15 protein-coding genes are annotated in these 12758 nt (G+C 66.8%); 8 read left to right on the top strand and 7 right to left on the bottom strand.

What is annotated here, in order from left to right:
• The first annotated feature begins 91 nt into the window (after nucleotides 1-91).
• The gene (gene fumC, locus GQY20_RS09185; protein ID WP_157216738.1) at nucleotides 92-1480 is read left to right on the top strand and encodes a class II fumarate hydratase; all 1389 of its coding nucleotides are present in this window, start codon (nucleotides 92-94) and stop codon (nucleotides 1478-1480) included.
• Between the two features lie 44 nt (nucleotides 1481-1524).
• On the opposite strand, the gene GQY20_RS09190 is transcribed toward fumC, so the two are convergent.
• Genes GQY20_RS09190 through GQY20_RS09200 form a run of 3 tightly spaced genes read right to left on the bottom strand, consistent with a single transcriptional unit; the run spans nucleotide 1525 to nucleotide 3848 of the window.
• Entirely contained in the window at nucleotides 1525-2025 is a 501-nt protein-coding gene (locus GQY20_RS09190; protein ID WP_157216739.1) for an OmpA family protein, read from the bottom strand.
• 24 nt (nucleotides 2026-2049) lie between these two features.
• Nucleotides 2050-3291 carry a diguanylate cyclase domain-containing protein gene (locus GQY20_RS09195; RefSeq protein WP_157216740.1) on the bottom strand — a complete coding sequence of 414 codons (1242 nt, stop codon included), beginning with the start codon at nucleotides 3289-3291 and terminating at the stop codon, nucleotides 2050-2052.
• Nucleotides 3288-3848, bottom strand: coding sequence for a YfiR family protein (locus GQY20_RS09200; RefSeq protein WP_232475970.1), 561 nt, complete (start codon nucleotides 3846-3848; stop codon nucleotides 3288-3290). Before GQY20_RS09200 ends, GQY20_RS09195 begins: the two co-directional genes overlap by 4 nt.
• A gap of 173 nt (nucleotides 3849-4021) precedes the next feature.
• On the opposite strand from GQY20_RS09200, the gene GQY20_RS09205 reads away from it, so the two are divergent.
• Nucleotides 4022-4240, top strand: coding sequence for a hypothetical protein (locus GQY20_RS09205; RefSeq protein WP_157216741.1), 219 nt, complete (start codon nucleotides 4022-4024; stop codon nucleotides 4238-4240).
• 13 nt (nucleotides 4241-4253) lie between these two features.
• Here the strand turns inward: GQY20_RS09205 and GQY20_RS09210 are convergent, their stop codons facing one another.
• Together GQY20_RS09210 and GQY20_RS09215 are read right to left on the bottom strand one after the other, a co-directional pair.
• The gene (locus GQY20_RS09210) at nucleotides 4254-4823 is read right to left on the bottom strand and encodes a DUF2585 domain-containing protein (RefSeq protein ID WP_157216837.1); all 570 of its coding nucleotides are present in this window, start codon (nucleotides 4821-4823) and stop codon (nucleotides 4254-4256) included.
• The gene (locus GQY20_RS09215) at nucleotides 4823-5365 is read right to left on the bottom strand and encodes a DUF1697 domain-containing protein (protein ID WP_157216742.1); all 543 of its coding nucleotides are present in this window, start codon (nucleotides 5363-5365) and stop codon (nucleotides 4823-4825) included. The genes GQY20_RS09210 and GQY20_RS09215 overlap by 1 nt, the downstream gene beginning before the upstream one ends.
• Before the next feature lie 61 nt (nucleotides 5366-5426).
• Between GQY20_RS09215 and gmk the strand changes: the two genes are divergently transcribed.
• The 5 genes from gmk (at nucleotide 5427) to GQY20_RS09240 (ending at nucleotide 10082) form a co-directional block, all read left to right on the top strand.
• Nucleotides 5427-6065 (top strand): guanylate kinase, encoded by a 639-nt coding sequence (gene gmk, locus GQY20_RS09220; protein ID WP_157216743.1) that lies wholly within the window; start codon nucleotides 5427-5429, stop codon nucleotides 6063-6065.
• Between the two features lie 229 nt (nucleotides 6066-6294).
• On the top strand, nucleotides 6295-6879 hold the full coding sequence (locus GQY20_RS09225; protein WP_157216744.1) for a TetR family transcriptional regulator: 585 nt from the start codon (nucleotides 6295-6297) through the stop codon (nucleotides 6877-6879).
• Between the two features lie 66 nt (nucleotides 6880-6945).
• Nucleotides 6946-7992: a GTPase ObgE gene (gene obgE, locus GQY20_RS09230; RefSeq protein WP_157216745.1), complete on the top strand. Its 1047-nt coding sequence runs from the start codon at nucleotides 6946-6948 to the stop codon at nucleotides 7990-7992.
• A gap of 40 nt (nucleotides 7993-8032) precedes the next feature.
• Entirely contained in the window at nucleotides 8033-9157 is a 1125-nt protein-coding gene (gene proB / locus GQY20_RS09235; RefSeq protein WP_157216746.1) for a glutamate 5-kinase, read from the top strand.
• Between the two features lie 10 nt (nucleotides 9158-9167).
• Nucleotides 9168-10082: an NAD-dependent epimerase/dehydratase family protein gene (locus tag GQY20_RS09240; protein WP_157216747.1), complete on the top strand. Its 915-nt coding sequence runs from the start codon at nucleotides 9168-9170 to the stop codon at nucleotides 10080-10082.
• 40 nt (nucleotides 10083-10122) lie between these two features.
• On the opposite strand, the gene GQY20_RS09245 is transcribed toward GQY20_RS09240, so the two are convergent.
• Both GQY20_RS09245 and GQY20_RS09250 read right to left on the bottom strand, forming a co-directional pair.
• Nucleotides 10123-10965 (bottom strand): PhzF family phenazine biosynthesis protein, encoded by an 843-nt coding sequence (locus GQY20_RS09245; RefSeq protein WP_157216748.1) that lies wholly within the window; start codon nucleotides 10963-10965, stop codon nucleotides 10123-10125.
• Nucleotides 10966-10980: 15 nt separating this feature from the next.
• A complete protein-coding gene (locus GQY20_RS09250) occupies nucleotides 10981-12216 on the bottom strand; it encodes a peroxiredoxin family protein (protein WP_157216749.1) in 1236 nt (411 codons plus the stop codon).
• A gap of 111 nt (nucleotides 12217-12327) precedes the next feature.
• On the opposite strand from GQY20_RS09250, the gene GQY20_RS09255 reads away from it, so the two are divergent.
• Nucleotides 12328-12756: a PaaI family thioesterase gene (locus tag GQY20_RS09255; RefSeq protein ID WP_157216750.1), complete on the top strand. Its 429-nt coding sequence runs from the start codon at nucleotides 12328-12330 to the stop codon at nucleotides 12754-12756.
• Nucleotides 12757-12758 lie beyond the last annotated feature (2 nt).

A 12758-nucleotide genomic window follows, 5' to 3' on the forward strand; every position in this document is an offset into this window, starting at 1 on the left:
AAAGAGCGCCCTGCGAGCTCCCGCTGAAAATAAGGCCCTCTCCCAACCCTCTCCCGCACGCGAGGAGGGCCAAAAAGTCGCGAGGCTCCCGATGACCACCCGCACCGAATCCGACAGCTTCGGCCCGATCGAGGTTCCTGCCGACGCCTATTGGGGCGCCCAGACGCAGCGATCGCTGGAGAATTTCCCCTTCGGACCACGCGAGCGGATGCCGATCGAGATCATCCATGGGCTCGCAATCGTGAAACGGGCGGCGGCGCGGGTGAACCGCCGTCACGGGTTGCCCGGCGAGATTGCCGATGCGATCGAGGCGGCTGCGGCCGAGGTGATCGAAGGCCTGCACGACGATCAGTTCCCGCTGGTGATCTGGCAGACCGGCTCCGGCACGCAAAGCAACATGAACGTCAACGAGGTGATCGCCGGCCGCGCGAATGAAATCCTCACCGGCCGGCGTGGCGGTAAATCGCCCGTCCATCCCAACGACCATGTCAACCAGAGCCAGTCGTCCAACGACAGCTTTCCCACCGCACTGCACATCGCCGCGGCACGGGCGGTGTCCGGCCGGCTCTTTCCCGCGCTCGACCGGATCTTCGCCGCGCTCGACGCCAAGGCCAAGGCCTGGGACGACATCGTCAAAATCGGCCGCACCCACCTGCAGGATGCGACGCCGCTCACGCTCGGCCAGGAATTTTCGGGCTACGCACACCAGATCTACCGCAACCGCAAGCGGATCGAGCCGGCTGCAATGCATGGCATGACCGCGCTCGCCCAGGGCGGCACCGCCGTCGGAACGGGGCTCAACGCGCCGGCCGGTTTTGGCGAGGCGATCGCGGCCGAGATCGCCACTCTCACCGGCCTGCCGTTTCGCACCGCCGACAACAAGTTCGAAGCGCTGGGCTCCAACGACCCGATCGTTCATCTCTCCGGCACGCTCAACACGCTCGCCGTCTCGCTTTCCAAGATCGCGAACGATATCCGCCTGCTGGGCTCCGGCCCGCGGTGCGGCCTCGGCGAACTCCATCTGCCCGAGAATGAACCCGGCAGTTCGATCATGCCGGGCAAGGTCAATCCCACCCAATGCGAGATGCTGACCATGGTCGCAGCGCAGGTGATGGGCAATCATGTCGCCATCACTGTCGGCGGGCTGCAGGGCCATATGGAGCTGAACGTCTTCAAGCCGCTGATCGGCGCCAATGTGCTGCGCTCGATCGACCTGCTCGCGACCGGCATGGAAAGCTTCACGGCGCGCGCCCTCGACGGACTGGAGCCCGATCGCGCGCGGATCGCCGCCCTGCTCGATCGATCGCTGATGCTGGTCACCGCGCTCGCGCCCGAGATCGGCTATGACAATGCCGCCAAGATCGCCAAACATGCCCATCATGAGGGGCTGACGCTGAAAGAGGCCGGCCTGGCGCTCGGGCTCGTCGACGAAGCGACCTTCGATCGGGTGGTTCGACCGGATGCCATGCTCGGTCGCTGAGCGCCCCTCCAGCCGGCCTGCGCGACGCAGGCTGCCAAATCCCCTCAGGGCGTCGGCACGACGATCACGACGCGCCGATTCTCGGCGCGTCCGGCAGCGGTGCGGTTGGTCTCGATCGGCTGACGCTGGCCGAGCCCGGCGACGACGATGCCGCCCCGCGGCAGGCCGCCGCCGACGAGCGCATCGCCCACGGCCTTGGCACGGGCCAGCGACAGCGCGTCATTATGGGAGATCCGGCCGGTGCTGTCGGTATAGCCTTCGACGCGTAGGCGCACGATGCCCACCGAGCGCAGCGCCTGTGCGATCCTGCTGATTCGATCCGCCTGCTCGGGCCGAACGCGGCTATCGTCGCTTGCGAACAACAGCCGGTCCGCCATGCCGAACTCCCATCCCCGGTCAGTCTCTGCAAAACCATTTTCGCGCAGTGCCCGCTGCTGGGTCGTGGAGAAGGCCGCAGAGGGCGGGGAAGGTGGAACCGTCTGGCACGCTGCCAGCGCCAGGAGGAGGAGAGGCACGATCCGATGGATCGGCAAGGATATACGCATGGGCAACACTCCGCAGGCATCGGATCAGGGGGATTGGCGGTGCAGTTCCTTGTCCGCGTACATCGCCGCATCGGCAACGCGGACCAGATCTGCGGCGTCGCCGGCGTCGGGCGGAAAGAGCGCGATGCCGATGCTGAGCGAGGAGACGAGCGTCCGTCCGTCGGGAAGGAGGATCGGTTCGGTCATCGCCTGGCGCAGCTGCGTGGCGACATCCTGCGCACGATCGCGATCGACCGGTGGCGCCAGCAACATGACGAACTCATCGCCGCCCATGCGTGCGGCCAGGTCCCGTGAGCCGAGCAGGCTCGAGATCCGGCGAGCGACTTCCACCAGGACGGCGTCGCCGGCGGAGTGGCCGAAGCGATCGTTGGTTTCCTTGAAGTCATTGCTGTCGAGATAGAGCAGCGCCACCATCCTGCCGAAAGCTGCGGCCTGGGACAGGGTGTCGGTCAGGATCGCCTCGAACGAGCCGCGATTGCATAGTCCGGTCAGCGGATCGTGGTTGGCCTGATGCGCGAGCGCCGCATTTTCGTCCTGCAGGCTGGCATGCCAGCCTTCCAGCTCCGCAAGAAGCGCGTTGAAATCGCGGCCGAGCGCGTCGATCTCGGCGATCCGCGCAGCCGGCGCGCGCCGATTCAGCGCGCGTTCGTTACGCACGGCATGCGCGACCGAGGCGATCGTCTGCAGCGGACCAGCGATGCTTTCCTGGAGCCGCCGCGTGAGCAGGGTCGCCGCCGCCGCTGTGACGATGAGACAGCCCAGCATGCCGAGCAGGCCAGTGATCACGAATCGCTCGAGCCCGGCAGCATCGCCATAAACCACGACCTGGCCGACGGTGCGGCCTTCGTGACGAATCGCCGCACGCACCGGGACGGCGAAGAGCAGGCGTCCGGCCCGATCCTCGAAGCGGTAGCGCAGACCGTTTCCAACCCGCCGCCAGCTGGCCAGAGGCCGCCCGTCGGCACGCTTGACCGCAAGCCCGGCCACACCCTCGGTCCTGGTAAGAGGCGCGATCCCCTCCTGCGCCGCCAGCGGATCGTCGAAAACCACCGCCGCTTCGACTGTGTAGCTCGCGCTTTGGGCGATCAGGGCGAGATTGTGATAGGCGTAGGCGCGCATGACCATCAGTCCGGCGATCAGCACCGTGATGCCCGCCGCCGCAACTGCGACCATGGTCACGCGGAAATGCGCGCGGGACAACACGTCGCGTATGCTGGGCAGCCTGCCCGTGCCATGGGTGAAGCGGTTGGGATCCCGGCCGCTCAAGGCTGCTCCTCCCGGCCCCGGGACAGGAGCAGCACTTTGGGATCGATGCGCACCATGCCGCGCGACACGGCATCGAGATTGAGCTGGAAGGAAAGGTGGGCTGGCTCCACCGACAGGCAGAACATGGCTCCGGCCCGGCAGGCGGGGTCATCCTCGTCGATGGTCACGGTCGGCCGGCCGCGCGATGCCGCGACCAGCTGCGCGCGCGACGTCGCCGCCATATGGCCGAGATAGAGCCCGTCACATCCCGCCGCTGCGGGTCCCTCGCCAGGCGCCAGCGGGCGAATCCGGATCGTTCGCCCGGCCGCGCTCGCGGCTTCGTCCAGCCTCGCTCCATAAAGCGGCGCGCCGGCAACACACAGCCGGATCGCCTGGACCGGATCCGGCCAGCGCGAATAGCTCAGAATGCCGCGTACCATGCGGGCGACGGCGACAGCCTGTCCATCGGCGGTGGCCGGGACCGGCGACTGCGCCAGCGTCACGCCCACTGGGGCCGCGGCCGGCCCCGGCCGCGCGATCGACAGCATCGATCCAGCGATCACCCACGATGTACGCAACGACGCTTCACCCCCGAACGCGGAACCGCCCCCGCCTCCACCCAGCGGGAAGAAACATGGTCCCGCCTGCCCTGATAGTCTGCCGCTGCGAGGGGCGCCACCCTGCTGCCGCCGGTGGGAACCTTTGGGCATCCGGCGCGCTGCACCTGCATCTACGGCATGGAGGCACAAGGATGATCGGTAAGATTCTGGGCGCGCTCGCCGGGCGCAAGATTGACCGGCGCGACGGGGGCAGTGGCATCACTGGCGCACTGATCGGCGCGGCCGTGGCGGGGTTGGCGCGCCGGGCAGCGATGCCGATCGGCCTTGCGATGGGCGGCGGCTATCTTGCGAAAAAGATGATCGACAAGCGCCGCGAGGACAAACGGCTGGCCGATTCGATCATCCGCTGAGATGCCGCGGGCGTCAGCCGCCCTGCCAGACCTTGATTGCCTGGACCGGCCACACCAGCATCAGCACGTTCAGGGTCAGATTGTCGCGCACCGCCCATAGAGCGGCCAGTTCGAACAGAATGGCGATCACGATCGTAATCCCTGTCGGCAGGCGGCGGGCAAGCGCAAAGCCGAGCGCCATCCAGGCGACGTCGGCCACTGAATTGACCACGCTATCGCCGCTATAGCCGAGCGCGATCGTCGCCTCGCGATAGCGATCGATGATGATCGGTGAATTTTCGATCATCTCCCACGACGCCTCGATCGCGACCGCGAGCACCAGCCGTTCGCCGGGGGACCGTGTCGGCAGCAGCCATCGTCCCAACGCGTAGAAGAGGAAGCCGTGGATGACGTGGCTGGGCGTGTACCAGTCAGCGATATGCTGGCTGTTCCCGGCATCCAGCGCGCCATGCCAGAGCTGCACCGTGCCGCAGGCACAGATCGCGTTGCGCCCGGTAGCCAATTCCTCGATCGCCACGAGCGCGAGGATGGCGAGGACCAGCCCCCAATGGATCGGCCGGATATCGCGCAGCGATGGCGCCATCACGCCAGGGCCGATCCCATTTCGGCCAGGATGCTTACGGTGCGCAGGTTGCGCGATGTGGCAGGCGATCCCACGCAGCGATCGATGAAGCTCGGGGTCAGCTTCGAAGCGCCAACTCCGTCCGGAAAATGGAACCAGAGCATGTCGCCGACCGCGACGACGGCCTCCCGCCCCTGGGCACGCTCCAGGATGCGGGCCGCCGCATCCGCCGCAGGCTTGCGTTTGGCGAAGAGCAGCAGGACGCGATTGGGCTCCTTCTCCCCGGCCTTCGCGAACGGATTATCCGCCAGTGCATGTTCGAGCGCCGTGGGCGTGCGGACGATCACTTCCGAGACGAAGCCGAAGTGCCGCTCGATCGCCGTCTCCAGCGCATGCTCGAAATCGGCAGCCTTGCCGTCCGCGGAAAAGACGAGATTGCCGCTGGCGACATAGGTTTTCGCTTCGGCGAAACCGATCTCGGCGCAGAGCGCGCGCAGTTCCGCCATCGGCATCTTGCGCTTGCCGACATTCACCGCGCGCAGGAGGGCGACATGAGGTCTCATGGCCCTGGACCATGCCGCTTTCCGCCGTTGACGGAAAGAGCGACCCGGCGGAAAGAGCGCCATGGCCGAAATCCTCTCCCCTTCCGCGCGCCGTGGCGTACTGCTCGTCCTGTCTTCCCCCTCCGGCGCAGGCAAATCCACCATCTCCCGCATGCTGCTGAAGAGCGACGACGGCATTGAAATGTCGGTTTCGGCTACCACCCGTCCGATGCGGCCCGGCGAAGTGGATGGACGGGACTATCATTTCGTCGACACGCCGCGCTTCGAAGCGATGGTGGCAGGCGGCGAGTTTCTCGAATGGGCGCACGTCTTCGATCGGCGCTACGGCACGCCCCGGGCGCCCGTCGAAGCGGTGCTCGCGCAGGGCCGCGACGTGCTGTTCGACATTGACTGGCAGGGCACGCAGCAGCTTCACGCGAAGATGCGCGACGATCTCGTGCGCGTCTTCATCCTGCCCCCATCGATGGAAGAATTGGCTCGCCGGCTGAACGCACGCGGCACCGACAGTCCCGAAGTGATCGCCGGACGCATGAATCGCGCCGCTGCGGAAATAAGCCACTGGGCGGAATATGATTACGTCTTGATCAACGACGATGCGGAACGCTGCCTTGCGGAAGTCCGCTCGATCCTCGCGGCAGAAAGGGTCAGACGGGCACGTCGCACGGGTCTGGTGGATTTTGTCCGCAGCCTGATCGGCTAAGGCCTGACCGAGGATGTATACTTAATCTAAAGTCAACGATAGTCGCTTCCATTTCGGTGGCATTTGCGAAGATCTGCGGAAGATGGCGGATTTGCCACACTTGCGAGGATGCGAACGACCGTTCATAACGATTTTATAAACCAACATAGGTCGCTTGGGTCGTTGTAGTTAGGAGCTTACCCTGCCCAGTCCCCCGCTCAATTCGACCTCCGGCAAGAACTGCTGAGCAGTGGCGATCAAACGGACCCGGCTTCGGGCGGCAGACAGCAGAGTCGCCGCACTGGAAGCTGCAAAGTCGCTGCTGCTCGATCAGGGGCCGCGCGCGGTCACGTTGAAGGCCGTGGCCCAGCGGGTCGATCGTACACACGCTAATCTGCTCCATCATTTCGGATCCGCAGCGGGGCTTCAGAAAGCGCTGGTCGGGCATCTGACCAGCGCGATCATCGAAGCGATCGGAGCAGCGGTGGAAGACGCACGGCGCGGAACGATCAGCTACGAGCAGGTCGTGGACCTGATCTTCGATGCATTCGGCCGCGAAGGTGCCGCTGCGCTGGTCTATGCGCTGATGATCGAGGGTGACAGCGCACCGATCGACCTGATCATCGATTCCATCCATGGGCTCGTGAGTCGCCTGAACGAGGGGGCGGCCGGCCGTCCCTTGCCACAAATGGCGGTCATGCTGGTTCACGCGGCGATCGGCGATGCGCTGATCGGCGACAAGCTGACCGAGCGGCTCGGCCTGCCGCGCGATATCGGACGGGCCCTGGTGCTCGAGCAGCTGGCCGCGATGCAGCAGATTCCGCCCGAGGATTAGGGCGGCGCCGCGCCGCTCTTGCGACTAAGCTTTCCCCCAGGGTGCAAAATGCATTAAGCGCGCGCCATGCATTTCCTGGATCAAGCCAAAATCTTCATACGTTCCGGTGCGGGCGGCCCTGGAGCCGTCAGCTTCCGGCGCGAGAAGTTCATCGAATATGGCGGCCCCGACGGCGGTAATGGCGGCAAGGGCGGCGACATCGTGTTCGAAGCGGTACCCGGCCTCAACACGCTGATCGACTTCCGCTACACGCAGCATTTCCGGGCTCCACGCGGCAAGGGCGGTGCCGGCGCCAACCGCACCGGTGCAGGAGGCGAGGATCTCGTCATCAAGGTACCGGTCGGCACGCAGATCCTTTCCGACGACAAGGAGCATGTGCTCGCCGACTTCACAAAGCCCGGCCAGCGCCAAGTATTCCTGCGCGGCGGCGACGGCGGGCGCGGCAATCTCAGCTACAAGACCTCGACCAACCGCGCACCGCGTCAGCATGGCACGGGCTGGCCGGGCGAAGAGATGTGGGTGTGGCTGCGGCTCAAGCTGCTCGCCGATGCCGGCCTGCTCGGCTTGCCCAATGCCGGCAAGTCGACGTTCATCAATGCAACTACCAATGCGAAGGCGAAAGTCGGCGAATATGCCTTCACCACCATTCGCCCGCAGCTCGGCGTCGTCAGCCACAAGGGCCGCGAATTCGTGCTCGCCGACATCCCCGGCCTGATCGAGGGAGCGGCGGACGGCGCGGGTATCGGTGACCGCTTCCTCGGCCATATCGAACGCTGCCGCGTGCTGCTTCACCTCGTCGATGCGACGGGCGAGGATCCGATCGAGGCCTATCGCATCGTACGCGAGGAATTGGAGGTCTATGGCGCGGACCTCCCAGACAAGCCGGAGGTTATCGGCCTCAACAAGATCGACGCACTCGACGACAAGGCCGTTGAGAAGCTGCGCAAGAAGCTCGCCAAGGCGAGCGGCGCCGCGGTACTTCCCCTCTCCGGCGCGGCCGGGACGGGTATCGAGGCGGTGCTCGACCGGCTGATCGAGGCGATCGGTCCGGCGGAAACCGCCGCCGAATTCCGCGAAAGCGACGACGGGGATACCGAATGGTCCCCGATCTGACCTGCCTGGCCTCCCTCCCCGCGCGGGGCCGGCTCCGCTCATGATCTCCGAGGCCTTTTCTCCCGCCGCCTGTCCGCGCCTCGTCATCAAGATCGGATCGGCGCTGCTCGTCGATGCGGCCGGAGCGGTGCGCCGGGAATGGCTTGCGGGCATCGTCGCCGACATCGCCGCCCGCCGCGGCGCGGGCCAGCAGATCGCGGTGGTCTCCTCCGGCGCGATTGCGTTGGGCGCGCGCCGGCTGAAGCTGCCCAAGGGCGGCCGCGCCAGCCTTGAGGATGCGCAGGCCGCTGCCGCCACCGGACAGATCGCGCTTTCGCACAGCTGGGCCGAACTGCTCGGCGAAAAAGGCCTCACCGCCGCGCAGATCCTGGTCACGCTGGACGATCTCGAGGATCGGCGACGCTATCTCAACGCGGCCGCGACGCTGGACCGGCTGCTGACGCTCGGCGTCGTACCGATCATCAACGAGAATGATTCGGTCGCCACCGCCGAGATCCGCTTCGGCGACAACGACCGGCTGGCGGCGCGGATCGGTCAGGCTGCGGGCGCGCGCGGAGTGATCCTGCTCTCCGACATCGACGGGCTCTACACCGCCAATCCCGGCCGCGACCCGTCGGCGAAGATGATCCCGCGCGTCGAGCGGATCGATGCCCGCATTCTCGCCATGGCGGACGGCGGCTCGGCGAGCGGCATGGGCTCGGGCGGCATGACCTCGAAGCTCTCCGCCGCCCGCATCGCGCAGCGCGCCGGCGCCCATCTCGCCATCGTCACCGGCAAGGTCGATCGGCCGCTGCAGGCCTTCGAGGAAACTGGGCACGGCACGCTATTCGTTGCCGAGAAAGGCGCCTCGGCGCGCAAGGCCTGGCTTGCCGGCCGGCTCACCTCGCGCGGGCTGATCCGCGTCGACGAGGGCGCGGCCAGGGCGCTGGGCCAGGGCCGTAGCCTGCTCGCGGCCGGCGCGACCGGCATCGAAGGGCGCTTCGCGCGCGGCGACGTGGTCGACATCGCCGGACCGGACGGCACCGCCTTCGCGCGCGGCCTTATCGAATATGACGCCGAGGAGGCGACACGGATCGTCGGCCGGCGCAGCGACGCGCTGGAAGCGATACTCGGCTATGCGCCGCGCGCGGCGCTCGTCCATCGCGATCATCTCGTCCTCCTGTGATCGGCCCCGCATGACGGCCACCATCGCGATCACCGGAGGCACCGGGTTCGTCGGCACGCATGTGATCCAGCAGGCGCGGGCGCAGGGGCTCGCCGTTCGAGCGCTCACCCGCCGCGCCCAGCCGGCGCAGCCCGGCGTGACGTGGATCGAAGGCGCGCTGGACAGGCCGGCGAGCCTCGCTGCGCTGTCGGACAGGGCCGACGCGATGCTCCACATCGCCGGCATGATCAACGCACCCGATCGGGCCGGCTTCGAGGCGTGCAACGTCACCGGCACCGCGGACGTGATCGCAGCAGCGCGGGAAGCAGGCATCCGCCGCTTCGTCCATGTCTCCTCGCTGGCCGCCCGCGAACCGAGCCTCTCCGACTATGGCTGGTCCAAGGCACGCTCGGAAGACGTGGTTCGCGCCTCGGGACTAGACTGGACGATCGTCCGCCCGCCCGCCGTCTATGGCCCGCACGACCGCGAGATGCTGGAGCTCTTCCGTGTCGCGCGTTGGCGCTTCATACCCCTGCCGCCGGACGGGCGGCTGTCGGTTATCGCCGGCGAAGACCTCGCCCGGCTGCTGCTGGTGCTGGGACAGACCCCGGCCGGAATCGGCGCGCTGTACGAACCCGACGACGGCGTCTCGGCCGGCTGGGACCATCGCGAGTTCGCCCGCGCCATCGGCCTCGCGGTGGGGCGCAGGATCCTGCCGCTTTCGATCCCTGAAGCGCTCCTCATGCTGGGTGCCCGCGCCGACCGGCTGGCACGCGGCGGCGCCGCCAAGCTGACGCCGGATCGCGTTCGCTATTTCTGCCATCCCGATTGGGTCGTGAGCGCAGCCGCCCGACCGCCGGGGGACATGTGGGCACCGGCAGTGGCAACGCCGGATGGGCTGCGGGCCACGGCGAATTGGTATCGCGCAGCCGGGTTGTTGAAATAAGCCTTTTTCTCCCTCGCTGCCCTGCGGCGAGGAGGCTCACTCAAACCTCCATCGTCCCCGAAAACAGCGTGCGCGTCCGGCCGCCGACCCAGATTTCTCCACTGGCGTCGCGATCCAGGAACACGCGCCCGGTGCAGCCCAAGCGCGTGCCCTGCGCAGCGACGTAGGGGCCGTCGACGCGGCCGGAGGCATAGAGCCATTGCGCGATCGACGCGTTGAGGCTGCCGGTCACGGGATCCTCGATCACCGCGCCATGCTGATCGCTGAAGAAGGCGCGAATCTCATAGGCCGCCTCACCGCCTCCGGCATGCGGGCCGACCACACCGACGTCGATCCGCTTCGGATGCGCACGCGCCGGCGCGAGCGCGAGCACCCCCTCCGCCGAATCGAGCATCAACGCCAGCCAGCCTGGCCCATTGTCCGCCCACTGGGCATCGACCACCGCACCACGCTCTATGCCCAGCAGCGCCACTGCCTCGTCGAGATCGGCCTCGTCGACCGGGCCGGAACGGATCAACGGCGGCGCCGCGAAGGCCAGCCTGTCGTCGTCCCGCCGGATGGGCACCAGGCCCGCACCGCATTGCTGCACGATCCGCGCGGGGTGCTTTGGCCGGCCGCCGGCCTTCAGCCAGGCGTGGCAGGTGCCGAGCGTCGGATGGCCGGCAAAGGGCATTTCGCGCTCCAGCGTGAAGATACGCACCCGATAGTCCGCCGCCGGATCGGTCGGCGGCAAGAGGAAGCTGGTCTCGGACAGGTTCAGCCAACGCGTGATGCGCTGCATCGCCTCGCTGTCGAGATCCTCCGCCGCGGCGACCACTGCCAGCGGATTGCCCGAGAAATCTGCCTGACCAAAAACATCGACGAGTTGGAACGAGCGCGCCATCGGAAAACCCCTCCATCAGGCCTTTTCGGCTAGAAGTGCGTTCACCAGCGTATCGAAGCGCTGGATCGCCTGCTCGTGCAGCGCGCCCGCAGCCGGCCCGGCATAACCGACGTGGATGGCGCGCAACCTGCCCCTGCGATCGATGAACAGGGTCGTCGGATAGACTCTGACGCCACCGATCGCCGGCAGCGCTTTCTTCGTGCCCTCCGGCGTCGCCTCGCCGGCAATGAGCAGCGGGTAATGGACCCGATAGCGTTCGGCGAAGCGCTTGATCTGCCGCGCCGAGCGCACCGGATCGGCGTCATATTCGAACTGCAGCCCGATCGCCTCCAGCCCCTCCGCCCGCCGCCGGTCGACATAGGGCGCGAGATAGGCAATCTCATCATGGCAGTTGGGGCACCAGGTGCCACCGATCGACACGATGACCACCTTGCCCTTGAAGCGTGGATCGGCAAGCGACACCGGCTTGCCGTCGACGTCCGGGAAGGTGAAGGCGATGCGATCGACCGGCGGCTTTTCCTCGGCGATCGCCGCCACCTGGTCTGCCGGGGAAGCATCCTGCCGCTTCGCCGTCCAGGCTTCCGGCACCTTGCTGGTCGCGCCGTAACTGTCGCCGGACAGGCTTCCGTCGCGCCGGATATTGCCTTTCCAGACCGATCCCTGATTACCGTCGAAGGTGGAAAGCGCGAACTGAGCGCCCGAAACCTCGCCCGTCAGGAAACGCTCGTCTCCGCTCGGAAACTGAACCGTGCCAGTGAGCCTGTTGCCATTCTGATCGAGCAGCAACAGCCCCTTCTCCGGCTTCTCGCCCTGCGTCTCGATCAACCAGCGGCCGGAAAGCTTGGCCGCAGGCGGATCCTGCCGCTCAAAGAAGCGCCAGGCGATGCCGGGCATGGCCGAAAGAGGCGCATCGACGCGGCCGCTGCGACGATAGAGATGTGCGGTGCCGGCCAGCGTGCCGTCAGGCTTCAGCTCCGCATCCAGGCTCGAATCGTAAGAAGGAAAATCCAGTGTCAGGCGCCCATTCTGGAAACGCGTCTGCTCCGCCTGGACACGATTGTCGCCGTTGACGATCGTCGCTACCGGCACGCCATTTTTCTCCGTTACCTCCAGGCCGAAGGGCAATTCGCCCGAGGGCAAGCTGATCACCGCACGGTAAGGGCCAGCGGGGCTGGCTGTTCCCGCCGGCTTGCCGCATGCCGCCAGCAGCAACAGGCCGAGCAACGGCACGAGAGCCAAGGTCCGCATCATCGAAAGTCTCCGCCGATCATCGCACGCAAGGTAAGCCTCCGTGCCGAGCCCGCAAGCCGCGCGCTTCCGCCCATGGTTGCCGTGCCCCGCGTTGCAGCTTATGCGCAGCCCATGTCCGACGATTTCGATCCCAAGACCTTTCTCACGCGGGCTCCCGAATCGCACCACAGCACGCGGCTCGGCATCGGCTATCGCGCGCACGGTCGGGATTGGTGCGAGCTTTCGCTGCCTTATGATCCCGATCTTGCGGCAGACGCCGAATCCGGCGTGCTTTCATCGGGCCCGATCATCAGCCTGATGGACATGGCGGCCGGCTGTGCGGTTTTCATCCGCTCCGGCCCGAAGAAGCCGCATGCGACGCTCGACCTGCGGGTCGACTATCTTCGCCCGTCGAAGATCGGACAGGAGGTGATCGGCCGCGCCGAATGCTATCGGGTCACCCGCCGCATAGCCTTCGTCCGCGGTACCGCGCATGACGGCGATCCCGACGATCCGGTAGCGCACATCGCCGGCACCTTCATGTATACCGACGTGGACTGATC

Source organism: Flavisphingomonas formosensis, assembly GCF_009755815.1.
In the GTDB taxonomy this organism is placed as follows: domain Bacteria; phylum Pseudomonadota; class Alphaproteobacteria; order Sphingomonadales; family Sphingomonadaceae; genus Flavisphingomonas; species Flavisphingomonas formosensis.